Genomic DNA, 22880 nt, shown 5'->3' on the forward strand with positions numbered 1-22880 from the left:
TCTGAACTTGTTTCAGAATCTGAAACATTGTTATAGTATCACTACAAGCAGACCCTGAAATGAATTCAGGGTGACGACTAATTTTTTAGACAGCCCCTTCTTAATTATTTATACATTTCGGCCCTTTGCTTGGCAATCTCTTCGTTGCTGATATACTCATCGTAAGTCATCAATTTATCGATTACCCCATTTGGCGTAATTTCGATGATTCTATTGGCAACAGATTCTGTAAGGGCATGATCTCGTGAGGTAAATAAGATAGTTCCTTTAAAATCTTTCATGCCATTGTTCAAAGCTGTAATAGATTCTAAGTCTAAGTGGTTGGTAGGTTCATCAAACATTAAGAAATTGGCCTGCTGTAGCATCATTTTAGAGAACATACAGCGCATTTTTTCACCTCCTGAAAGTACTTTAACATTCTTCAATACTTCTTCTCCGCTAAATAGCATACGTCCTAAAAAGCTACGAACAAATTGTTCATCAGCTTCAGTTCCCGAATATTCCCTTAGCCAGTCGATTAAATTTTCATCTTTACCTTCAAAAAACTTAGCGTTATCATTTGGAATATCAGCAGAGCTGATGGTTACACCAAATTTGAACTCGCCGCTGTAATCTTTATCATTACCGTTTAAAACTTCGTAGAATGCAGTAGTAGCTAAGCTATTTTGAGAGATAACGGCAATCTTATCGCCTTTGTTAACCATAAAAGTAATATTTTTGAACAGCGTTTCGCCATTAACTACTTTGGTTAAGTTCTCGGCCTGTAAAATCTGGTCGCCAGCTTCTCTTGCGCCATTGTTAAACATAATGGCCGGGTATTTACGGTTAGAAGCTTTGATTTCACTGATATCTATTTTCTCTAAAGCTTTTTTACGTGAAGTTGCCTGTTTTGATTTACTCGCGTTAGCACTAAACCTGCGGATAAACTCTTGTAATTCTTTTACTTTATCTTCAAGTTTCTTGTTTTGGTCGGCACGTTGCTTCAATGCCAATTGACTACTTTCATACCAGAAGGTATAGTTACCGGTATAAATGCTCATTTTACCAAAATCAATATCTACAATGTGCGTACATACCGCATCTAAAAAGTGACGGTCGTGACTCACTACCAAAACAATATTTTGATAATCGGCCAAAAAGTTTTCTAACCAGGCAATGGTATCAATATCTAAATCGTTGGTAGGCTCATCCAGTATCAATATATCAGGATTGCCAAATAAAGCCTGTGCCAATAACACACGTACTTTCTGGTTACCATCTAATTCTTTTACAGTTTTATAATGGAATTCTTCTTTAATGCCAAGATTGCTTAACAGGGTAGCAGCATTGCTTTCCATGTTCCATCCATCCATTTCCGCAAAAAGATTTTCCAATTCTCCGGCACGTTCGCCATCTTTTTCCGTAAAATCTTCTTTCATGTAAATGGCATCTTTTTCCTTCATGATGTCATAAAGCTGTTTATGGCCCATCATTACGGTTTCAATTACAGTAAATTCATCAAACTCATAGTGGTTTTGTTTTAAAACAGCCATGCGTTCGCCGGGTGTAATAGCTACCGAACCACCTGTTTGGGCAACATCGCCACTTAAAATTTTTAGGAAAGTAGATTTACCTGCGCCATTTGCACCAATAATACCATAGCAATTGCCATGTGTAAACTTAAGGTTAACTTCCTCAAAAAGAGTGCGTTTTCCGTAACGCAGCGATAAATTTGAAACTGAAATCATGCTTGAAAAAATAAAGTGCAAAGGTACGGAAAAAGGTTGAGGGATAAAAGCCTTAAAGAAAACCACTTATAATAATATGCCAAATCATTTGTATTTTTGCGGCAATGGCAACACTGGTAGATAGCGGAATTAAAGGATATAGGAATTATGGTAATTACTTACGCGAGAAATATAAAGGACAACGCGTATTTAAAGTAATTGTTGATGGAGGTTTTACATGCCCCAATAGGGATGGAAGTAAGGGGTATGGGGGATGTACCTATTGTAATGTAGATAGCTTTACACCCGAGCCATCGCGAAAACTGCCGACAATAAACGAACAACTGGAAGAAGGGATTAGAAGGGCAAGAACCTCATACCGTGCAGATAAATTTATTGTTTATTTTCAGCCCAATACCAATACTTATGCGCCTGCACACTATTTAAAAATGATGTACGATGAGGCTTTGTCTGTGAACAAAGAAGATGTGGTAGGTTTTGCCGTTGGTACCCGCCCTGATTGCCTTGATGCAGAAAAAGTAGCCTTGTTAGAAAGCTACGCAGATAGGTATGATGTGGATCTGGAAATGGGGATGGAGTCAATCTACAATGAAACACTTGAAAAGATAAACAGAGGTTGTAGCCACGAAGAATTTGTAGCTGCGGTTGAACTGTTAAAAGACAGTAAACTGGATTTGTGTGTACATACCATCTTTGGATTTCCTTGGGAGACCCGCGAAATGATGAAAGGTTATATCCATGAAATCAATCGTTTCCCTCAGATTAAATTTGTGAAATTCCACCATCTGCACATTGTTGAAGGTTCTATAATGGGGGTAAAATATAAGAGAGAGCCTTTTAAATTATTTACACTAGAAGAATATACTGATTTGTTGTGTGAGCTTATCCCTTTACTTCGCCCGGATATCGTGATACAGCGTTTATTCGGCATCTCTGATTGGGATTTGCTGATTGCGCCAAACTGGGGGCTAAACAAATCGGCTATACAAACTTATATAGATAAAGAAATTGAGCGTAGGGGAGTGGTACAAGGCTCTGCTTATACGGCTAAGGCTTAAAAAAGGTTGTTCTAAAGCTTAATGAACCATTTTGTCGGCACAGGTAGAGCTGGCAAAAGCTTCGGGTTTTGCTTTAAAAATAAAGCCCATGCTTAAAATATACCCCATTGCATCATTTAATGCTTTGTTAGATTTAAACATAGGGTTTGTATTGATATCCGCGTGCACTTCAAGAGCTACATCATAAATATCCAACAGATCACAAATAGAGTAAGCTGTTTCTATTGATTTTTGTACCTCTAATAACATCCGTTCTTTAATGCCCATGTTAGTGGTCGCTTTGTCTTGGCTGATGTACATAAAACCACCATGATGCTCTCTCAGCAGTACGATTACGGTTGCAAAATCGATGTGATTGCTTTTTACCTGTGAGTCTGTTCCTATGCAAACTTTCAGTTTGTAGCCATTTTGGGTTTCACGAATAATGGCCTGTTCTACTTCTTCTAAAATGCTTGAACGGATGAGTTCTCCACTAAATTTTTTCCAAGTCATAATTATATAAGTTTAAATTGATTCTGTTTTATACCTGCATAACATAAAAATAAATGGTTGCTGTTAAATATATATTAATTTAATGCGGTTTATTTTTTAACAATATCTTGTTTTTCAACAAGATATGTGCTGCGGTTCTGCGGTTGTTTTACTAGGTAGGGGTTCTGTGTAAAATGTAAAATGCAGCGCTTATTGTAATAAAGCGCTACCTTTGCTGATGTAATGAATTTGCCTCAGATTTTATCCAAATTAAAAATAGAGCAATTAAACACCATGCAGTTAAAAGTAATGGAGGTGTTTAATGCAGGTAATGATGTATGTTTGCTTTCGCCCACCGGCAGCGGTAAAACATTGGCATTTTTACTTCCCCTTATTAAGCAGTTGCAGCATGGAGTTTCTGGGGTACAGGCCTTAATTCTGGTGCCTACACGCGAGCTTGCACTGCAAATAGAAACAGTGTTTAAACAAATTACTACAGATTTTAAGATTAACAGCTGTTATGGAGGGCATGCTTATAAAACAGAACGAAATAATCTTTCTCAGGCACCGGCAGTAATTGTGGGTACTCCCGGACGAGTGGCTGATCATTTAAGCAGCGGCAATTTTAAAGCCTTTAACATCCGTTTATTGGTGCTTGATGAGTTCGACAAATCTTTGGAGTATGGTTTTGCAGGTGATATGTCCTATATCTTGGCAAGATTGCCTGAAAATAAACAAAGTATATTAACTTCTGCCACTGGAATAGATCATGTCCCTGATTTTGTAAAGCTTTCAGATCCAAAGGAGCTAAATTTTTTAGAAGATAAAGGCACTTCCTCTAAGCTGAGGCAAAAAATTATCTTTCATCATGAAGCGGATAAAAATGAAAAGCTGTTTAAGCTGTTATGTAAAATAGGCAACCAAACCGCTATTATATTTTGCAATTACAGAGATGAGGTAAACGCCGTAAGCGATTATTTGATTGATAAAGATTTGGTGCATGATATTTTTCATGGGGGAATGGAGCAATATGAAAGAGAAAGAGCGCTACTTAAAGTACGAAATGGCAGTAATCAGATCTTGATTACAACAGATCTCGCGTCAAGAGGTATTGATATACCCGAAATCAGGCATGTAATTCATTACCAGATGCCCAAAACCGAAGAAGCCTTTATACACCGTAATGGGAGAACAGCACGTATGCAGTCTGATGGGGATGCTTACCTTTTTCTGACTGCTGATGAGCAGATCGATTATTTAAAACCCAACATGGAACAAGAAAATCTGGATGCTAATTCTAAAAGGCCGAAAGATCCTTGCTGGAAAACACTCCATATCAATGCAGGTAAAAAGAATAAAATAAATAAAATAGACATTGTTGGTTTATTAATAAACAAAACCGAGCTTAATAAAGATGATATTGGCTTAATTGAAGTTAAAGATTATGATGCCTATGTTGCTGTAAAAAGAAATAAGGTTGATGCAGTTTTGAGGTCTGTAACTGATGAAAAAATTAAGCAAAAAAAGATCAGGATTGAACCGGCTATTTAAATAAGATCAATAATATATAATGTAAAATGAGTAATAACGAAATTATGAAAAAGTTAAGAGTTGCCCTCTCTTTAACTTCAGAACAAATTATTGAAATATGTAATCTGGTAAACTTTAAAGTTACCAAAAGCGAGTTGGGTGATATTTTCAGAAAAGAAGACCATCCCAATTTTAAAAAATGTGGAGATCAGATTTTACGTAACTTTTTAAATGGTTTGGTAATTTATAAACGTGGGGTTAAAGAAGAAAAACAAGCTTAATTGGGGTTTTCCTGATGTGTAAGGCGATCAATCTTACTTAAGAAATTATCCAACTTAAACGGTTTGGGTAAAAAATCATCAGGAGCCGTTTCTGTAGAAGCTAAAATTTCCTGCTCATTATATAAAGCAGACATCAGAAGTATAGGTATATGTTTATATGCCATGCTAGATTTAAGCTGGTGCGTAAGAGAACGCCCGTCAATTTTCCCTAAAACTACATCTAATAAAATCAGGTCAGGTTCAAAGTCGCTTATAGCTTCAAAAATACGTTCGGCATTGTCAAGAGGCTCAACATCATATCCTCCAATTTCAAGCACTAACTGTATCGTCTCTAAAACATCTTCATCGTCGTCAACAACAAGTATTTTTTTCATACGGCAGCAAATATATAGTTTGTTTCATGGTATTAATAACAACGTAAAAAAAAATCAGTTTAATTTATTTTTTAAAATTTGAAATTATTCTTTTTTTGAAAAAAAACTTCTTGCAGGAAATGTAATTCCTTAGAATGGATGCGTAACTCTAAGATATTCAATAAATTTTTTCTGTCTAAATTTAATTTTAGATTTCTTTTTTATATATTTGCAGCCCCAAGAAAAATAAAAAAACGAGAGGAGGTATTTTCAACGATATGATTATTATTAATATTAAAGACGGTGAATCATTAGATAAAGCGTTAAAACGTTTCAAGAAGAAATTCGAAAAAACAGGAGTTTTAAGAGAACTACGTAGCCGTCAGGCGTTTGAAAAAAAATCTGTAACTCGTCGTACTGAAGTTAAGCATGCGATTTACGTACAGGGTCTTAATAAAGACGTTAACGCGTAATTATTACCATATAAAATTTTTAAAAGCCTTTAGATTTTCAAATCTAAAGGCTTTTTTGTTTTTATTGACTTTGATTAAAATTTTTGTATATTCACTCTTGAACCAAATCTGCGTGAGAGATGATGTATGTAGAAGATTTTTTAAAATATTTAATACATGAGAAAAGATATTCATCTCATACATCACAATCCTATCATACAGATCTTATTCAGTTCTCAGGCTTTGTTACAAATACTTTTGCCGTTCATCTGTTAGAAGTAAAAAGTACACACATTAGAACTTATATGGCAACTTTAATAGATGAAGGTATCTCTTCGTCAACTGTAGCCAGAAAACTATCAACCTTGCGTTCTTATTATAAATTCTTATTGAGAGAAAACAGGATAGAGCACAGTCCTGTTCAACTTTTAAAAGCGCCGAAACAATCTGTTAAATTACCTGTTTTTGTAGAAGAAAATAAAATGGAAACGCTTTTAGATCAGGAACTAGCTTTTGATAACAGTTTTACAGGTCTGCGTGATAAAGCGGTTATTGAAATTCTTTTTGGAACAGGCTTAAGGCTGGCAGAACTGATTTCGTTAAAAGATCAGGATATAGATTACTATAACCATACAGTAAAAATATTAGGAAAGCGAAACAAAGAAAGGATTGTGCCGTTAAATATTAATGTATTAAATGCGATAGCAGACTATAATAAAGCCAAAAACATGCAAGGATTTCCGGTTCGTAATGAATGGTTAATCGTAACCAACAAAGGAGCAAAGGCCTATCCTCAGTTAATTTACCGGATTGTAAATGCGTGTTTAAGTTTAATATCTACACAAACTAAAAAAAGCCCGCATGTTTTGAGGCATAGTTTTGCTACAAGCCTGTTAAACAGGGGTGCCGATTTAAATGCAATAAAGGAGCTACTGGGGCATGCAAGCTTAGCAGCAACCCAGGTATATACCCATAATTCAATAGAGCGATTAAAATCTATATATAAACAAGCCCATCCAAAGGCATAAAAAAGGGAGGAAAAATGAAAATCAGAGTTCAATCAATTCATTTCAATGCTGACAAAAAATTATTAGAGTTTATTCAGAAAAAAGTGGACAAATTAGATTTGTTTTTTGATCAGATTATTGGAGGTGAGGTTTATTTAAGGTTAGAGAATGTAGAAGATGAAGCAAATAAAATTACCGAAATTAAATTAATAGTGCCGGGGATGACAATGTTTGCAAAAGAGCAGTGCAAGAGCTTTGAAGAAGCAACAGATTTAGCAATAGAATCGTTAAGAAAGCAGATCAATAAACATAAAGATAAAACCAGAATAAAATTAAGTGAACATAAAGCTATATTGAACTCAGATCAAATGGCTGATTATTAGATAAATGCTGTTTAAATACAGTTAAATAAGGTTGATGAATGAAAATTCATCAACTTTTTTTTAAAATAAATTTTTAACAAAAAAATATTTGTGTACATTTGCAATCCGTTTCCGAAAGGGCATTGTCTTGAAAGAAACGAGTTAGTTCTCTGAAGAGAAAAAAATGAAAAAAAAGTGAGCAAAGTTTGTAATTAACAATTTATTTATATCTTTGCGCCACATAAAAATAAAAGCCTCCTTAGCTCAGCTGGTAGAGCAACTGACTTGTAATCAGTAGGTCATTGGTTCGATTCCGATAGGAGGCTCTTTTTATTTTACAGCGTTTCATAATGTTGTGGATAAAAGGGGGGAGATACCAGAGTGGCCAAATGGGACAGACTGTAACTCTGTTGTCGCAAGACTTCGAAGGTTCGAATCCTTCTCTCCCCACAAATAGATTTTAGATTGTAGATTTCAGGGTAAATCATGAGTTTTCAATCGTAAATCAAAAAGCGGAAGTAGCTCAGTTGGTAGAGCGATAGCCTTCCAAGCTATAGGTCGCGAGTTCGAACCTCGTCTTCCGCTCAAAAATAAAGATGGGCAGTTGGCACTTGTAGTAGTAAGTTTAACTATAGTTAAATGCTGCTGCTTAGAAGAGAAAAAAGCCGAAGTAGCTCAGCGGTAGAGCACTTCCTTGGTAAGGAAGAGGTCGTGGGTTCAAGTCCCATCTTTGGCTCAAAATAAACAGCTTTGTTAATCTGTAAAAAAAAATGTACAGACTAAACAAGGTTTTTTGTGTTAAGATTGTGTTTTAACAATAATAAATAAAAAATTTAACCTACTAATAGTATACAAAAATGGCAAAAGAGAAATTTGACCGTAGCAAACCGCACTTAAATATCGGTACAATCGGTCACGTTGACCACGGTAAAACAACTACAACTGCAGCTATTACTAAAGTTCTAGCTGATAAAGGTTTATCAGAAGTTCGTTCATTTGACTCAATTGACTCTGCTCCTGAAGAAAAAGAGCGTGGTATCACAATTAACACTTCACACGTAGAATACCAGACTGCTAACCGTCACTATGCACACGTTGACTGTCCAGGTCACGCGGATTACGTGAAAAACATGGTAACAGGTGCTGCTCAGATGGACGGAGCTATCATTGTAGTTGCTGCAACTGATGGTCCTATGCCACAAACTCGTGAGCACATCCTTTTAGCTCGTCAGGTAGGTGTACCAGCGTTGGTAGTTTTCTTGAACAAAGTTGACATGGTTGATGACCCTGAGTTATTAGAGCTTGTTGAAATGGAAGTTCGTGAATTATTATCATTCTACGAATTCCCTGGAGATGATATCCCTGTAATTAAAGGATCGGCATTAGGCGCATTAAACGGTGAGCCTAAATGGGTAGATTCAATTATGGAGCTTATGGACGCTGTAGATAACTACATTCCAATCCCTCCACGTTTAACAGACCTTCCATTCTTGATGCCAGTTGAGGACGTATTCTCAATCACTGGTCGTGGTACAGTAGCAACTGGCCGTATCGAGCGTGGTGTAATCAACTCTGGTGATCCAGTTGAGATCTTAGGTATGGGTGCTGAGAACTTGAAATCTACAGTAACAGGTGTTGAGATGTTCCGTAAAATCTTAGATTATGGTGAGGCTGGTGATAACGTAGGTTTATTGTTACGTGGTATTGAGAAAACTGATATCCGTCGTGGTATGGTTATCTGTAAACCAGGTTCAGTAACTCCTCACACTACTTTCAAAGCTGAGGTTTACGTATTATCAAAAGCAGAAGGTGGTCGTCACACTCCGTTCTTCAACAAATACCGTCCTCAGTTCTATTTCCGTACTACAGACGTAACTGGTGAGATTTCACTAGCTGAAGGTACTGAGATGGTTATGCCAGGTGATAACGTTACAATCACAGTAAAATTGATCAACGCTATCGCGATGGAAAAAGGTCTACGTTTCGCTATCCGTGAAGGTGGTAGAACAGTAGGTGCTGGTCAGGTAACTGAAATCTTAGCTTAATCTTAAGCTATAAACATATAAAAAGAGCTGGTTAAAGCTAGCTCTTTTTTATACACGGGAATAGTTCAATGGTAGAATAGAGGTCTCCAAAACCTTTGATCAGGGTTCGAATCCTTGTTCCCGTGCAAATAATCAAATAAATATGAAAGTAGTTCAGTTTATTAAAGAATCATACGAAGAAATGACCCAAAAGGTTACCTGGCCTACTTGGGGTGAGCTACAAAACTCTGCAGTACTCGTTTTAGTTGCCTCTTTAATTATTGCACTTGTTATTTTTGCAATGGATAAAGGTTCGCACTATGTATTAGATACTTTTTATAAATCAATTTAAATTTATTTCGGCAAATGAACGATCAGTTAAAATGGTACGTAGTTAGAGCTGTAAGTGGTAAGGAAAAGAAGGTAAAGCAATACATCGATGCCGAGATCAATCGTTTGGGCATTACACATTTGGTTCCACAGGTTTTAATTCCTATGGAAAAATATTACCAAATGAAAGATGGTAAAAAGATTGCAAAAGAACGTAACTATTATCCGGGATATGTTTTAATAGAAGCTGCTTTGGATGGAGAGCTAGAGCACGTAATTAAAGGTATCAATAGTGTTATTGGCTTCTTAGGAGATAATGCCGGAAATCCAATACCGATGCGCCAAGCAGAAGTTAACCGTATTTTAGGTAAGGTTGATGAGATGAGCCAACAAAGTGAGACCATGAGTGTTGCTTATTATGTTGGTGAAAACGTAAAAGTAATGGATGGACCTTTCAATGGGTTCAGCGGTATCATCGAAGAAGTTAACGAAGAGAAGAAAAAATTGAAAGTTATGGTTAAGATTTTTGGTAGAAAAACGCCACTTGAACTTAACTATATGCAAGTAGAAAAAGAATAAAATAAAATTTTCAGAAAGTATTGTGGGACTGCGAGATAATTTATATCTTTGCAGTCCTTTTTGTTTTATAGGAATAAAAAGTCTTAAATGTTACATGCTTCCAAATTTAACATTGAGTATTACAATTAACAAATTAGAAAATGGCAAAAGAAGTCGGTGCACTTGTTAAATTACAAATCAAAGGTGGAGCGGCAAACCCATCGCCACCGGTAGGACCTGCATTAGGTGCTAAAGGTGTTAACATTATGGAGTTTTGCAAGCAATTTAATGCTCGTACCCAAGATAAGCCTGGTAAGGTATTGCCGGTTGTGATTACTGTATATACTGACAAGTCTTTCGATTTTATCATCAAAACCCCTCCGGTAGCTATCCAATTAAAAGAAGCTACTAAATTACAGAGTGGTTCTGCTGAACCTAACCGTAAAAAGGTTGGATCGGTGACTTGGGATCAAGTTAAGGCGATTGCTGAAGATAAAATGAGTGACTTGAACTCATTTACCGTTGAGGCTGCTATGAGAATGGTAGCTGGAACAGCTCGCAGTATGGGTATCACTGTTAGCGGTGATGCACCTTGGACTAATTAATTCACAAAAAACAGTTTACAACAGTGGCTAAGTTAACAAAAAATCAAAAAATAGCACACGCTAAACTAGAAGCCGGTAAGTTGTATTCTTTAAAGGATGCAGCTGCTTTGGTAAAAGAGATTACCATGACCAAATTTGATGCGTCAGTTGATATTGACGTAGCTTTAGGTGTTGATCCTCGTAAAGCAAATCAAATGGTTAGAGGTATTGCTACTTTACCTCATGGTACCGGTAAAACTGTTCGCGTTTTGGCTTTAGTAACTCCTGATAAGGAAGAAGAAGCTAAAGCAGCGGGAGCAGACTACGTAGGTTTAGACGAGTATGTGGCTAAAATTGAAGGCGGTTGGACAGATGTTGACATTATCATCACTACTCCTGCATGTATGGCAAAAGTAGGTAAGTTAGGACGGGTTTTAGGTCCGCGTAACTTAATGCCAAATCCTAAATCAGGTACAGTAACTAACGAAGTTGGTAAAGCTGTAACTGATGTAAAAGGTGGTAAGATTGATTTTAAAGTTGACAAAACTGGTATCATCCACGCTTCAATCGGAAAAGTATCATTCTCGGCAGAGAAAATATATGAGAATGCTTTGGAGGTTCTTCAAACCATCTCAAAATTAAAACCATCTGCTGCTAAAGGAACTTATTTCAAGAGCATTCACGTTTCTTCGACAATGAGTCCTGGCATTGCAATTGAAACTAAAACAGTAGTGGGGATCTAATTATGAACAGAGAAGAAAAACAAGAAGTAGTTTTAACACTTCAAGAGAAAATTAAGGAGTATGGCAATTTCTATATTGCTGATACTGCTAACTTATCTGTTGAGAATGTAAATAATATCCGCCGCAAATGTTTCGAAAGCGGGATCGAGATGAAAGTTGCTAAAAATACCTTGATCAAATTAGCGATCGAAGGATTAGAAGGTAACACAGAAGAGATCTTCCCTGCTTTAAAAGGGCAATCAGCATTATTGTTTTCTAAAGTAGGTAACGGACCAGCTAAGCTGATCAAAGCCTTGAGAAAAACATCTGATAAACCTATTTTAAAAGCAGCTTATGTTGATACAGCAATCTTTGTTGGAGATAACCAATTAGATGCTTTAGTAAGCTTGAAATCAAAAGAAGAGCTTGTTGGAGAAATCATTGGCCTATTACAATCGCCAGCTAAAAATGTTCTATCGGCATTGCAATCAAGCGGTGGTAAACTTGCAGGTATTGTTAAAACATTACAAGAAAGAGGTTAACGAACACCTTAAGTTCGCAAAATTTAAACAAAATTATTTTTACGTAAATTTTTAAAATCTTAATAAAATGGCAGATTTAAAAGCGTTTGCTGAGCAATTAGTAAACTTAACAGTTAAAGAAGTTAATGAGTTAGCTCAAATTTTAAAAGACGAGTATGGCATCGAGCCTGCTGCTGCAGCTGTAGCTGTTGCTGCTCCTGCTGCTGGTGGCGATGCTCCAGCTGCTGAAGAGAAAACATCTTTTGATGTAATCTTAAAAGATGCTGGTGGTCAGAAATTAGCAGTTGTTAAATTAGTTAAAGACTTAACTGGTTTAGGTTTGAAAGAAGCTAAAGATCTAGTTGACGGTGCACCTAAAGAATTAAAAGCTGGTGTTGCTAAAGACGAAGCAGAAGCTCTTAAAAAACAATTAGAAGAAGCTGGAGCTGTAGTTGAGATTAAGTAATCCCTTAATTATAGCGAAACTCTAAGAAAAGACTCCGACTTTAAAGTCGGAGTCTATTCCCGTTTATAAACATTTCATTTGTTTGGTTGATGAGATGTCTCCTTTTTAAAACCAAAAAATAGTTTAATTCTTAAACTAAAAAATTTAGTCCCTTGGCAAACAAAGTAGACCAAAGAGTAAATTTTGCACGTAGTAAGCACATTATCGATTATCCAGATTTTCTGGATGTGCAGTTGCAATCATTTAGAGAATTTTTTCAGATAGAAACCACTTCAGATAACCGTCATACAGAAGGTTTATTTAAGGTTTTTGCCGAAAATTTTCCAATTACAGATTCTAGAAACATTTTTGTTTTAGAGTTCTTAGATTATTTTATTGATCCGCCACGTTATGACATCGCTGAATGTATAGATCGCGGATTAACGTACAGTGTGCCGTTAAAAGCAAAGCTTAAGCTTTCTTGTAATGATGCAGAACACGAAGATTTTGAAACGATTATCCAAGATGTATATTTAGGAACCATTCCTTACATGACCCCTAAAGGTACTTTTGTGATTAACGGAGCAGAACGTGTAATTGTATCGCAGTTGCACAGATCGCCAGGTGTGTTCTTTGGGCAAAGCCGCCACACTAACGGAACAAAACTTTATTCAGCCCGTGTTATTCCGTTTAAAGGTTCTTGGATTGAGTTTGCTACAGACGTTAACAACGTAATGTATGCTTATATCGACCGTAAGAAAAAATTCCCTGTAACTACATTATTGAGGGCTATCGGTTACGATTCTGATAAAGATATCTTGGAACTTTTTGATTTAGCTGACGAAGTAAAAGTGAGCAAATCTGGTTTGAAGAAATATATCGGACGTAAATTAGCCGCCAGAGTTTTAAGAAAATGGGTTGAAGATTTCGTAGATGAAGATACAGGTGAGGTAGTTTCAATTGACCGTAACGAAGTTATCTTAGACAGGGATACCATTTTAGAAGATGAGCATATTGATTTAATCATCGATGCGGGTGTTAAAACTATCATCCTATCTAAAGATGATGGTGCATCGCAAGCTGATTATACCATTATATATAATACTTTACAGAAAGATACTTCAAACTCTGAGAAAGAGGCTGTAGAGAACATTTACCGTGCTCTGCGTAATGCAGAACCGCCTGATGAGGAAACAGCAAGAGGTATCATCGAGCGTTTATTCTTCTCAGACAAACGTTATGATTTAGGGGATGTAGGTCGTTACCGCATCAACCGTAAATTGAAAATGGATACTCCTGAAGATGTTAAGGTTTTAACAAAAGCAGATATCATAGCGATCGTTAAATATTTGATCAAACTAATCAATTCTAAAGAAGAAGTAGATGATATCGATCACTTGTCTAACCGTCGTGTACGGACCGTAGGCGAGCAGTTGTACGCACAGTTCGGTGTAGGTTTGGCACGTATGGCCCGAACAATCCGTGAGCGTATGAACATCCGCGATAACGAAGTGTTTACTCCAACAGATCTGATCAATGCTCGTACATTATCATCTGTTATCAACTCTTTCTTTGGTACCAACCAACTTTCACAGTTCATGGACCAAACCAACCCATTGGCAGAAATTACGCACAAGCGTCGTCTTTCGGCTTTAGGTCCAGGTGGTTTATCTCGTGAGCGTGCAGGTTTCGAGGTTCGTGACGTTCACTATACGCACTACGGTCGTTTGTGTACTATCGAAACTCCTGAGGGGCCAAACATTGGTTTGATTTCATCTCTTTGCGTTCATGCTAAAATCAATAATTTAGGTTTTATCGAAACTCCTTACAAAAAAGTAGTTGATGGTAAAGTTGTAGTTGATGAGGATGTAATCTATCTTTCTGCAGAGGATGAGGATGGTAAAACTATTGCTCAGGCTAATGCTCAGTACGATGATAAAGGAAATTTCGCAACATCACGTGTTAAAGCACGTTATGAAGGTGACTTCCCAATTATCGAGCCTGAGAAATTAGACTTGATGGATATTGCGCCTAACCAGATTACTTCAATTGCAGCTTCGTTAATTCCGTTCTTAGAGCATGATGATGCGAACCGTGCATTGATGGGATCGAACATGCAACGTCAGGCTGTACCATTGTTACGTCCAGAAGCTCCTATTGTAGGTACAGGTTTAGAAGGTCGCGTGGCCCGTGACTCAAGAACTTTAATCAATGCGGAGGGAAATGGAGTTGTAGAATATGTGGATGCAAATGAGATCACTATTAAATATGAGAGAAACGAAATAGATCGTTTGATTTCTTTTGAAGGTGATAGCAGAACATATAAATTGACCAAGTTCAAGAAAACCAACCAAAATACTTGTATCAACTTGAAACCTATCGTTAAGAAAGGTCAAAAAGTTACTAAAGGACAGGTGCTTTGCGAAGGTTATGCAACTCAAGATGGTGAGTTGGCATTAGGAAGAAACTTAAAAGTAGCTTTCATGCCTTGGCAAGGATATAACTTTGAGGATGCGATTGTAATTAACGAGCGTATTGTTAGAGAAGATATCTTTACTTCATTACACATCGAAGAATTTGAACTTGAAGTACGTGATACTAAACGTGGTGAAGAGGAGTTAACTCCGGATATTCCTAACGTTTCTGAAGAGGCTACTAAAGATCTTGATGAAAATGGTATCATCCGTATCGGTGCTGAAGTTAAAGAAGGCGATATCCTGATTGGTAAAATTACACCAAAAGGAGAGTCTGATCCTTCGCCAGAGGAAAAATTACTTCGTGCTATCTTTGGTGATAAAGCAGGTGATGTAAAAGATGCATCTTTAAAAACACCTCCATCAATCAAAGGCGTAGTTATCGATACTAAATTATTCTCAAGAGCTAAGAAAACTTCTAAAGCAGAAGAAAAAGCGGCTATTGAGAAATTAGATAAAAAATATAATATCATCAGCGAAAATCTTAAAAACGAATTAGTTGATAAGTTATTCCAGATTGTAAATGGTAAAACATCTCAGGGTGTATTTAATGTGTACAAGGAAATGCTTATTGCTAAAGGTGCTAAGTTTACGCAAAAATTATTATCTGATATTGATTACAATCACATCAATCCATTTAAATGGACTACTGATGAGGATAAAAATGAGCAGATCAAGATCTTGTTACATAACTACGGTATCAGAGTTAATGAAGAATTAGGTGCATATAAACGTGAGAAATTTGCGATCAGCGTTGGTGATGAGTTACCTTCAGGAATTGTACAGATGGCTAAAGTTTATATCGCTAAAAAACGTAAGTTAAAAGTAGGTGATAAGATGGCCGGTCGTCACGGTAACAAGGGTATTGTTGCCCGTATTGTACGTGATGAAGATATGCCTTTCTTAGACGATGGAACTCCGGTTGATATTGTGTTGAACCCACTGGGTGTACCTTCGCGTATGAACTTGGGCCAGATCTACGAAACTGTACTGGCTTGGGCCGGTAAAGAATTGGGTGTGAAATTCGCTACTCCAATTTTTGACGGTGCTAAGAGTGATGAGGTTGAAGAGTGGATTGCTAAAGCAGGCTTGCCAGCTTCTGGCAGAACGTACTTAAATAATGGTTTAACAGGCGAGAAATTTGACCAGCCAACTACTGTAGGTATTATCTATATGCTGAAACTAGGTCACATGGTTGATGATAAGATGCACGCCCGTTCTATCGGACCATACTCATTAATTACACAGCAACCATTGGGTGGTAAAGCCCAGTTTGGTGGTCAGCGTTTTGGTGAGATGGAGGTTTGGGCATTAGAGGCATTCGGTGCTGCTAATATCCTTCAAGAGATCTTGACCGTTAAATCGGATGATGTTATTGGAAGAGCCAAAACTTACGAAGCCATTGTTAAAGGCGAAAACTTACCGACTCCTGGCGTACCAGAATCGTTCAACGTATTGGTACACGAGTTACGCGGCTTAGGTTTAGATATTACGTTAGACTAATAGAATGAAAGAATGAGTGGATGAGTGAATGATGGTTAGCCCATTATTTACTCATTCAATCACTCAATCCTTCAATCATTAAAGAAAAAGATATGTCTTACAAAAAGGATAATAAATTAAAAAGTAACTTCACTTCCATTACCATTAGCTTGGCTTCTCCAGAGAACATTTTGGAGCGTTCGAGCGGTGAAGTTTTAAAACCTGAGACCATTAATTATCGTACTTACAAACCAGAACGTGATGGTTTGTTCTGCGAGCGTATTTTTGGTCCGGTAAAAGATTACGAATGTCATTGCGGTAAATACAAACGTATCCGTTATAAAGGTATTGTTTGTGACCGTTGTGGTGTTGAAGTAACTGAAAAGAAAGTACGTAGAGAGCGTATGGGACACATCAATTTGGTGGTTCCAGTTGCGCATATCTGGTATTTCCGTTCTTTACCTAACAAAATCGGTTATCTTTTAGGTTTGCCAACCAAAAAATTAGACTTGATCATTTACTACGAGCGTTATGTAGTTATCCAAGCTGGTTTAATGGCTGAGCAGGGTATCCAGTTCATGGATTTCTTAACCGAAGAGGAGTACCTTGATATTTTAGATAAATTACCTAAAGAAAACCAATACTTAGACGACAAAGACCCTAATAAATTTGTAGCCAAAATGGGTGCAGAAGCTTTAGAAGATTTGTTGAAACGTATTGACTTAGATAGCTTATCTTATAACTTACGTCACCAGGCAGCTAACGAAACTTCTCAGCAACGTAAAAATGAAGCGTTAAAACGTCTTCAAGTTGTGGAGGCTTTCCGTGGCTCAAGAAAAAATATCGAGAATAACCCAGAATGGATGATCATCAAGATTGTTCCGGTTATTCCACCAGAGTTACGTCCATTAGTTCCATTGGAAGGTGGTCGTTTCGCAACTTCAGATTTGAACGATTTATATCGTCGTGTAATTATCCGTAACAACCGTTTAAAACGTTTGATCGAGATTAAAGCGCCAGAAGTTATTTTACGTAACGAAAAACGTATGTTACAGGAAGCTGTAGATTCGTTATTTGATAACTCACGTAAAGTAAATGCGGTTAAAACTGAAGGTAACCGTGCCTTGAAATCGCTTTCAGATATCTTGAAAGGTAAACAAGGTCGTTTCCGTCAAAACTTATTAGGTAAACGTGTGGATTATTCTGCTCGTTCGGTAATTGTTGTAGGTCCAAACCTTAAATTACATGAATGCGGTTTACCAAAAGATATGGCTGCCGAGCTTTACAAACCGTTCATCATTCGTAAGATGATTGAAAGAGGTGTAGTAAAAACCGTAAAATCAGCTAAAAAAATCGTAGATAGAAAAGATCCTATTGTTTGGGACATTCTTGAAAACGTATTAAAAGGACATCCAGTATTGCTAAACCGTGCACCTACGTTACACCGTTTAGGTATTCAGGCTTTTCAACCTAAATTAGTTGAGGGTAAAGCTATCCAGTTACACCCATTAGTATGTACAGCGTTCAACGCCGACTTTGACGGTGACCAGATGGCAGTTCACTTACCATTAGGTAATGCTGCAATTTTAGAAGCCCAAGTGTTGATGTTGGCTGCTCACAATATCTTAAACCCTGCTAACGGTACGCCTATTACTGTACCTTCTCAAGACATGGTTTTGGGTCTTTACTATATCACTAAAGGCCGTAAAACTGACGATAAGAGAGTAGTAAAAGGTCAGGGAATGAGCTTCTATTCGGCAGAAGAGGTTATTATTGCTTACAATGAGCAAAAAGTTGACCTTCATGCCTGGATCAAGGTAAAAGCAAACGTTAAAGAAGCAGATGGAACTATTGTAAACAAGTTAATTGATACTACTGTAGGCCGTGTGTTATTTAATCAATTAGTACCTGAAGAAGTAGGTTATATCAACGAACTATTAACCAAAAAATCTTTAAGAGATATTATTGGTGAAGTCGTAAAAATGACTGGTATGGCCCGTTCATCTAAATTCTTGGATGATATCAAAGAATTAGGTTTCCAAAGTGCATTCCGCGGAGGTTTATCGTTCAACTTACAAGACGTAAACATTCCGGTTGAAAAACATACTTTATTAGAACAGGCTGCTAACGAAGTTGAAGAGGTAAGAAACAACTATAATATGGGTTTCATTACCAACAACGAACGCTACAACCAAATTATCGATATCTGGACTCGTATCAACAACCGTTTAACAACGTTTGTGATGAACCAATTATCATCAGATAACCAAGGTTTCAACTCTGTTTACATGATGCTTGACTCCGGAGCCCGTGGTTCTAAAGAGCAGATCCGTCAGTTGGCAGGTATGAGGGGCTTGATGGCGAAACCTCAGAAATCTGGTTCAGGTGGTGATATTATTGAAAACCCGATCCTTTCAAACTTTAAAGAAGGTTTATCTGTATTAGAATACTTTATCTCTACCCACGGTGCCCGTAAAGGTTTGGCGGATACGGCGTTAAAAACGGCGGATGCGGGTTACTTAACTCGTCGTTTGCATGACGTAGCACAAGATATGATCGTTAATGATGTAGATTGTGGTACTTTAAGAGGTATGTACACTACAGCGTTGAAAGATAACGAAGATATTGTAGAACCTTTATATGAACGTATTTTAGGACGTACTTCATTACACGATGTGTACAACCCATTAAACGGTGAGTTATTGGTAGGTGCAGGTCAGGATATTGATGAAGATATCGCTAAAGCTATTGAAGAGTCTCCGTTGGAAGGTATCGAAATCCGTTCGGTATTAACTTGTGAGAACAAGCGTGGTGTTTGTGCATTATGTTATGGTCGCAACTTAGCAACTGGTAAACGTGTACAAAAAGGTGAAGCTGTAGGTGTAATCGCTGCACAATCAATTGGTGAGCCGGGTACACAGTTAACACTTCGTACTTTCCACGTGGGTGGTACGGCGAGTAACATTGCTGCTGAGTCTCAAATTACCGCGAAATTTGATGGTGTTATAGAATTTGAGAACTTACGTACTGTACCAACTAAAACCGAAGATGGAGAAGTTGAAGTAGTATTAGGTCGTTCTGGTGAGTTTAGGATTGTTGAACCGGGGACTAATAAAGTTATCGTTAATAACAATATTCCTTACGGTGCATTCTTGTTTGTTAAAGAAGGAGATAAAGTTGCTAAAGGAGATAAAATAGTTTCTTGGGATCCATACAATGCGGTTATCATCTCAGAATTTGCTGGTAAAATCGAATTCGATGCAATTATCGAAGGTGTAACTTTCCGTGAAGAATCTGATGAGCAAACTGGTCACCGTGAAAAAGTAATTATCGATACTCGTGATAAAACGAAAAACCCTTCTATTAAGGTATTAGATAAAAAAGGCGAATTGATCAGGTCTTATAATATTCCTGTAGGCGCACACATTGCTGTTGATGAAGGTGAAAACGTTCAAAGCGGTCAGGTATTAGTTAAGATACCTCGAGCTACTGGTAAAACCCGAGATATTACGGGTGGTTTACCTCGTGTAACTGAGTTATTTGAAGCTCGTAACCCTTCAAACCCTGCAGTTGTTACTGAGATTGATGGTGTGGTAACTTTAGGTGGTATCAAACGTGGTAACCGTGAGATTACGATAGAATCAAGAGATGGTGAAATGAAGAAATATCTTGTTCCACTTTCTAAACATATTTTGGTTCAGGATAACGACTTTGTTAAAGCCGGTATGCCTTTATCAGATGGTTCTATTTCTCCGGCTGATATCTTAGCTATTAAAGGACCTGCTGCTGTACAAGAATACTTAGTGAATGGTATCCAAGAGGTTTATCGTTTACAAGGTGTAAAAATCAATGATAAACACTTTGAAGTAATTGTACATCAAATGATGCAGAAAGTTCATATTGAAGATCCGGGAGATACCCGTTTCTTAGAAAATGATGCTGTAGACCGTTGGGACTTTATGGATGAGAACGATGACATCTTTGATAAGAAAGTTGTTGTTGAAGCAGGTGATTCAACTACTGTAAAACCTGGTCAGATTATTTCTTTACGTAAATTAAGAGACGAAAATTCTCAATTAAAACGTCAGGATCTGGCTCAGATTGAAGTACGTGATGCAAGACCAGCAACGGCAAGTTCTATCTTACAAGGTATCACCAGAGCTTCATTAGGTACTAAATCGTTTATCTCTGCCGCTTCATTCCAAGAAACCACTAAGGTGCTGAACGAAGCTGCTATTGCAGGTAAAAAAGACAGTATGCTGGGACTGAAAGAGAATGTAATTGTAGGGCACTTAATCCCTTCTGGAACGGGTTTACGTGGCTATGAGCGCATCATTGTAGGTTCTCAGGAAGAATATGATAAATTATTAGCTTCTAAAGAAGAAGTAGAGGCTTAATCCTATAACAGACCGAAAGGTTTGACTAAATCCCTGGTGTTTTCGCTAGGGATTTTTTATTGAGTAATTAATCCTTTATCAATAAAATAATTAGCTTTGTGAGATGGAAGAGCAACAAAACGACAATCAATTAAATATAGAACTGTCTGAAGAAGTGGCAGAAGGTACTTTTTCTAACTTAGCTATTATTACCCACTCTAACACAGAGTTTGTGCTGGATTTTATCAGGGTTATGCCGGGAATACCTAAAGCCAAAGTTAAATCAAGAATTATTTTAACGCCAGAGCATGCTAAACGTTTAGCGCAGGCATTACAGGATAATATAGATAAGTTTGAACAAGCCAACGGAAGAATTAAAACATTTGATGAAAATTCAGGTTTCCCGATGGGATTTGGTGGACCAACAGCACAAGCTTAAATCTTGGCTAAAATATTTTCAATAATCAATTGTTAAATTGTTAAAAATATTTAGATTTGCCGTCGCAATGGGGGTTTAGCTCATTTGGCTAGAGCGCTTGCCTGGCAGGCAAGAGGTGGCCGGTTCGAATCCGGCAATCTCCACTTAAAGCGGAAGTGATTTATTTCTTCCGCTTTTTTTATTGGTTTCCTATCAAGAACTGGTCTATATCATCCAGTGCTGTAAAAAAGTAGCTAAACCAAGAAATACTGCAAAACCGATAATATCTTGAAATGCTGTTTCAAAAGGACCCGCAGTAGTAGCAGGATCAAAGCCTAACTTTTTTGAAACAGAAGGGATAACAGTACCCATTAAACCCGCTGTAAGCATTGAACAGGTAAGTGCTATGCCAATTACAATACCGAATGGAACATGTTTTGCCCATATGGCACCTATGGTACCCAATACCAAACCACAGGCAACGGCCATCAATAAAGTAGTTAAACTCTCTTTTTTTAAAGATACCCAGATATTCTTTTTGGTTGATTTCATATCCAATGCCCTAACAGTAATGGCTGCAGCCTGTAAGCCTACATTACCCGATATTGCTGATATTACCGGCATAAATGATGTAAGTAGAATAATCTTCTGAAGCACAGAATCAAAGTGGGAAATAATCATACCCGCCATAAGTTCGATCAGCATTGTACCCAAAAGCCAGGGAACCCGTAATTTTGCAGCTTGTAATGGACTTAGTCGTTCCATATTTTCTGCATCAGTACCTACAGCCTGCGTATATAATTGACGTAATCTGTTTACAATGATGGGCATTAAATCATCTGCTGGTATAACACCAACCAAATAACCATTCTGATCCGTTACCGGTAAGCTCATAAACTTATATTTTGAAAGAATGGCTGCAGCATCAGTTTCATCTGCATTTGCAATAACAGAAACGACATCCGTAGCCATTACATCATCAACAATTGAATGTGGATCACTCATCAATATTTCTCGGATAGAAATTACGCCTAACAAACGATAGCCCGAAGAATTTTGAATTTCTTCCACAACATATACATCATCAGGTATGTCTATAGCGGGATCTGTACTTTTAATGATATTTATTGCTTCTGCTATTGAAGTGCCTTTAGCTAAACGTACAAACTGGGTAGTCATCAATCTTCCTACAGAACCTTTAGGGTAACAGAGCCTGTTTTGAGCATCTTCCACTGCCTCTAAATCTGCTATTTTCTTTTGCTGTGCTTTTCTCAATTGAGAAGGGATATCTGTGATGATTGCAGCAGCTTCACGTGGAGGTAATGATTTAATGAGATCTGGTAATCTTTCAGGATGTAATTCAAGAATTTTATTTGTTCTTTCAGGCTCAAGTTTAGCTAATACTTCAGTTGCTGTAGAAATATCGAGAGACTCGATCACCTGACATGAGTGCTCAGGTGATAGTTCTTCCATTGCAAGCGCTATATTGGCTGTCGCTTGTCCCTTCAATATATCTTTTAATCCTTCTGTTAGGTTAATCTTATTTTTATCGGCTAATAAAGCATCTAATCTTTTTGCTAAGTCTTTCCATTCTAATTCCTGATGCATATCTTAATATTTTTATCTCATCATTTTTCTCCAAACTAGTAGGGAAAATAGATATACTGAGTTTTAATGATTTATTTTTTACAAATCAGCACCGATA

General features: G+C 37.2%; 20 protein-coding genes and 6 tRNA genes. 22 read left to right on the forward strand and 4 right to left on the reverse strand.

Annotated features, from left to right (window positions below):
- Nucleotides 1-104: 104 nt before the first annotated feature.
- Nucleotides 105-1727 carry an ABC-F family ATP-binding cassette domain-containing protein gene (locus ACLHG9_RS05430; protein ID WP_410220487.1) on the reverse strand — a complete coding sequence of 541 codons (1623 nt, stop codon included), beginning with the start codon at nucleotides 1725-1727 and terminating at the stop codon, nucleotides 105-107.
- Nucleotides 1728-1831: 104 nt separating this feature from the next.
- Here ACLHG9_RS05430 and ACLHG9_RS05435 point away from each other — a divergent pair, with 104 nt between their 5' ends.
- Nucleotides 1832-2785 carry a TIGR01212 family radical SAM protein gene (locus ACLHG9_RS05435; RefSeq protein WP_410220488.1) on the forward strand — a complete coding sequence of 318 codons (954 nt, stop codon included), beginning with the start codon at nucleotides 1832-1834 and terminating at the stop codon, nucleotides 2783-2785.
- Between the two features lie 18 nt (nucleotides 2786-2803).
- Here the strand turns inward: ACLHG9_RS05435 and ACLHG9_RS05440 are convergent, their stop codons facing one another.
- Nucleotides 2804-3277, reverse strand: a complete 474-nt coding sequence (locus ACLHG9_RS05440; protein WP_410220489.1) for a ribonuclease H-like YkuK family protein — start codon at nucleotides 3275-3277, stop codon at nucleotides 2804-2806.
- A gap of 222 nt (nucleotides 3278-3499) precedes the next feature.
- Here ACLHG9_RS05440 and ACLHG9_RS05445 point away from each other — a divergent pair, with 222 nt between their 5' ends.
- Nucleotides 3500-4807: a DEAD/DEAH box helicase gene (locus ACLHG9_RS05445; RefSeq protein ID WP_410220490.1), complete on the forward strand. Its 1308-nt coding sequence runs from the start codon at nucleotides 3500-3502 to the stop codon at nucleotides 4805-4807.
- A gap of 44 nt (nucleotides 4808-4851) precedes the next feature.
- A complete protein-coding gene (locus tag ACLHG9_RS05450; protein WP_410220491.1) occupies nucleotides 4852-5067 on the forward strand; it encodes a DUF1456 family protein in 216 nt (71 codons plus the stop codon).
- Here ACLHG9_RS05450 and ACLHG9_RS05455 read toward each other — a convergent pair.
- Nucleotides 5064-5441 (reverse strand): PleD family two-component system response regulator, encoded by a 378-nt coding sequence (locus ACLHG9_RS05455; protein WP_410220492.1) that lies wholly within the window; start codon nucleotides 5439-5441, stop codon nucleotides 5064-5066. The genes ACLHG9_RS05450 and ACLHG9_RS05455 overlap by 4 nt on opposite strands.
- Nucleotides 5442-5698: 257 nt before the next feature.
- Here ACLHG9_RS05455 and rpsU point away from each other — a divergent pair, with 257 nt between their 5' ends.
- From rpsU to ACLHG9_RS05550, 19 genes are all read left to right on the forward strand, one after another.
- A complete protein-coding gene (gene rpsU / locus ACLHG9_RS05460; protein WP_410220493.1) occupies nucleotides 5699-5893 on the forward strand; it encodes a 30S ribosomal protein S21 in 195 nt (64 codons plus the stop codon).
- 119 nt (nucleotides 5894-6012) lie between these two features.
- Nucleotides 6013-6900, forward strand: coding sequence for a tyrosine-type recombinase/integrase (locus ACLHG9_RS05465; RefSeq protein ID WP_410220494.1), 888 nt, complete (start codon nucleotides 6013-6015; stop codon nucleotides 6898-6900).
- Between the two features lie 14 nt (nucleotides 6901-6914).
- A complete protein-coding gene (gene hpf / locus ACLHG9_RS05470; RefSeq protein ID WP_410220495.1) occupies nucleotides 6915-7262 on the forward strand; it encodes a ribosome hibernation-promoting factor, HPF/YfiA family in 348 nt (115 codons plus the stop codon).
- A 232-nt stretch (nucleotides 7263-7494) separates the two neighbouring features.
- Nucleotides 7495-7567, forward strand: a tRNA-Thr gene (locus ACLHG9_RS05475).
- A 41-nt stretch (nucleotides 7568-7608) separates the two neighbouring features.
- Nucleotides 7609-7691, forward strand: a tRNA-Tyr gene (locus ACLHG9_RS05480).
- A gap of 62 nt (nucleotides 7692-7753) precedes the next feature.
- A tRNA-Gly gene (locus ACLHG9_RS05485) sits at nucleotides 7754-7826 on the forward strand.
- A gap of 79 nt (nucleotides 7827-7905) precedes the next feature.
- Nucleotides 7906-7977, forward strand: a tRNA-Thr gene (locus ACLHG9_RS05490).
- Nucleotides 7978-8098: 121 nt separating this feature from the next.
- Nucleotides 8099-9286, forward strand: a complete 1188-nt coding sequence (gene tuf / locus ACLHG9_RS05495) for an elongation factor Tu (protein ID WP_243360752.1) — start codon at nucleotides 8099-8101, stop codon at nucleotides 9284-9286.
- 54 nt (nucleotides 9287-9340) lie between these two features.
- Nucleotides 9341-9411 (forward strand) — tRNA-Trp (locus tag ACLHG9_RS05500).
- A 17-nt stretch (nucleotides 9412-9428) separates the two neighbouring features.
- Nucleotides 9429-9617 carry a preprotein translocase subunit SecE gene (secE, locus tag ACLHG9_RS05505; protein WP_243360754.1) on the forward strand — a complete coding sequence of 63 codons (189 nt, stop codon included), beginning with the start codon at nucleotides 9429-9431 and terminating at the stop codon, nucleotides 9615-9617.
- A 14-nt stretch (nucleotides 9618-9631) separates the two neighbouring features.
- The gene (nusG, locus tag ACLHG9_RS05510; RefSeq protein ID WP_243360756.1) at nucleotides 9632-10174 is read left to right on the forward strand and encodes a transcription termination/antitermination protein NusG; all 543 of its coding nucleotides are present in this window, start codon (nucleotides 9632-9634) and stop codon (nucleotides 10172-10174) included.
- 140 nt (nucleotides 10175-10314) lie between these two features.
- Nucleotides 10315-10758 carry a 50S ribosomal protein L11 gene (rplK, locus tag ACLHG9_RS05515; RefSeq protein WP_243360758.1) on the forward strand — a complete coding sequence of 148 codons (444 nt, stop codon included), beginning with the start codon at nucleotides 10315-10317 and terminating at the stop codon, nucleotides 10756-10758.
- A gap of 23 nt (nucleotides 10759-10781) precedes the next feature.
- Nucleotides 10782-11480 (forward strand): 50S ribosomal protein L1, encoded by a 699-nt coding sequence (gene rplA / locus ACLHG9_RS05520; protein ID WP_410220496.1) that lies wholly within the window; start codon nucleotides 10782-10784, stop codon nucleotides 11478-11480.
- A 2-nt stretch (nucleotides 11481-11482) separates the two neighbouring features.
- Nucleotides 11483-12001, forward strand: a complete 519-nt coding sequence (gene rplJ, locus ACLHG9_RS05525) for a 50S ribosomal protein L10 (RefSeq protein ID WP_410220497.1) — start codon at nucleotides 11483-11485, stop codon at nucleotides 11999-12001.
- 67 nt (nucleotides 12002-12068) lie between these two features.
- Nucleotides 12069-12446: a 50S ribosomal protein L7/L12 gene (gene rplL / locus ACLHG9_RS05530; protein ID WP_113638764.1), complete on the forward strand. Its 378-nt coding sequence runs from the start codon at nucleotides 12069-12071 to the stop codon at nucleotides 12444-12446.
- A 152-nt stretch (nucleotides 12447-12598) separates the two neighbouring features.
- A complete protein-coding gene (gene rpoB, locus ACLHG9_RS05535) occupies nucleotides 12599-16402 on the forward strand; it encodes a DNA-directed RNA polymerase subunit beta (protein WP_410220498.1) in 3804 nt (1267 codons plus the stop codon).
- A gap of 92 nt (nucleotides 16403-16494) precedes the next feature.
- On the forward strand, nucleotides 16495-20778 hold the full coding sequence (gene rpoC, locus ACLHG9_RS05540) for a DNA-directed RNA polymerase subunit beta' (protein ID WP_410220499.1): 4284 nt from the start codon (nucleotides 16495-16497) through the stop codon (nucleotides 20776-20778).
- Between the two features lie 103 nt (nucleotides 20779-20881).
- Nucleotides 20882-21196, forward strand: coding sequence for a DUF3467 domain-containing protein (locus tag ACLHG9_RS05545; protein ID WP_410220500.1), 315 nt, complete (start codon nucleotides 20882-20884; stop codon nucleotides 21194-21196).
- A gap of 69 nt (nucleotides 21197-21265) precedes the next feature.
- Nucleotides 21266-21339: transfer RNA gene (locus tag ACLHG9_RS05550), tRNA-Ala, on the forward strand.
- A gap of 61 nt (nucleotides 21340-21400) precedes the next feature.
- On the opposite strand, the gene mgtE is transcribed toward ACLHG9_RS05550, so the two are convergent.
- The gene (gene mgtE / locus ACLHG9_RS05555; protein ID WP_410220501.1) at nucleotides 21401-22783 is read right to left on the reverse strand and encodes a magnesium transporter; all 1383 of its coding nucleotides are present in this window, start codon (nucleotides 22781-22783) and stop codon (nucleotides 21401-21403) included.
- Between the last annotated feature and the right edge of the window lie 97 nt (nucleotides 22784-22880).

The sequence above is a fragment of the Pedobacter sp. genome (genome assembly GCF_046462515.1).
Classification (GTDB): domain Bacteria; phylum Bacteroidota; class Bacteroidia; order Sphingobacteriales; family Sphingobacteriaceae; genus Pedobacter.

What these genes read in the sequence shown, in the direction of transcription:
- ACLHG9_RS05430 (WP_410220487.1), bottom strand. Translation starts at nt 1,727, where the DNA reads ATGATTTCAGTTTCAAATTTATCGCTGCGTTACGGAAAACGCACTCTT.
- ACLHG9_RS05435 (WP_410220488.1), top strand. Translation starts at nt 1,832, where the DNA reads ATGGCAACACTGGTAGATAGCGGAATTAAAGGATATAGGAATTATGGT.
- ACLHG9_RS05440 (WP_410220489.1), bottom strand. Translation starts at nt 3,277, where the DNA reads ATGACTTGGAAAAAATTTAGTGGAGAACTCATCCGTTCAAGCATTTTA.
- ACLHG9_RS05445 (WP_410220490.1), top strand. Translation starts at nt 3,500, where the DNA reads ATGAATTTGCCTCAGATTTTATCCAAATTAAAAATAGAGCAATTAAAC.
- ACLHG9_RS05450 (WP_410220491.1), top strand. Translation starts at nt 4,852, where the DNA reads ATGAAAAAGTTAAGAGTTGCCCTCTCTTTAACTTCAGAACAAATTATT.
- ACLHG9_RS05455 (WP_410220492.1), bottom strand. Translation starts at nt 5,441, where the DNA reads ATGAAAAAAATACTTGTTGTTGACGACGATGAAGATGTTTTAGAGACG.
- rpsU (WP_410220493.1), top strand. Translation starts at nt 5,699, where the DNA reads ATGATTATTATTAATATTAAAGACGGTGAATCATTAGATAAAGCGTTA.
- ACLHG9_RS05465 (WP_410220494.1), top strand. Translation starts at nt 6,013, where the DNA reads ATGATGTATGTAGAAGATTTTTTAAAATATTTAATACATGAGAAAAGA.
- hpf (WP_410220495.1), top strand. Translation starts at nt 6,915, where the DNA reads ATGAAAATCAGAGTTCAATCAATTCATTTCAATGCTGACAAAAAATTA.
- tuf (WP_243360752.1), top strand. Translation starts at nt 8,099, where the DNA reads ATGGCAAAAGAGAAATTTGACCGTAGCAAACCGCACTTAAATATCGGT.
- secE (WP_243360754.1), top strand. Translation starts at nt 9,429, where the DNA reads ATGAAAGTAGTTCAGTTTATTAAAGAATCATACGAAGAAATGACCCAA.
- nusG (WP_243360756.1), top strand. Translation starts at nt 9,632, where the DNA reads ATGAACGATCAGTTAAAATGGTACGTAGTTAGAGCTGTAAGTGGTAAG.
- rplK (WP_243360758.1), top strand. Translation starts at nt 10,315, where the DNA reads ATGGCAAAAGAAGTCGGTGCACTTGTTAAATTACAAATCAAAGGTGGA.
- rplJ (WP_410220497.1), top strand. Translation starts at nt 11,483, where the DNA reads ATGAACAGAGAAGAAAAACAAGAAGTAGTTTTAACACTTCAAGAGAAA.
- rplL (WP_113638764.1), top strand. Translation starts at nt 12,069, where the DNA reads ATGGCAGATTTAAAAGCGTTTGCTGAGCAATTAGTAAACTTAACAGTT.
- rpoC (WP_410220499.1), top strand. Translation starts at nt 16,495, where the DNA reads ATGTCTTACAAAAAGGATAATAAATTAAAAAGTAACTTCACTTCCATT.
- ACLHG9_RS05545 (WP_410220500.1), top strand. Translation starts at nt 20,882, where the DNA reads ATGGAAGAGCAACAAAACGACAATCAATTAAATATAGAACTGTCTGAA.
- mgtE (WP_410220501.1), bottom strand. Translation starts at nt 22,783, where the DNA reads ATGCATCAGGAATTAGAATGGAAAGACTTAGCAAAAAGATTAGATGCT.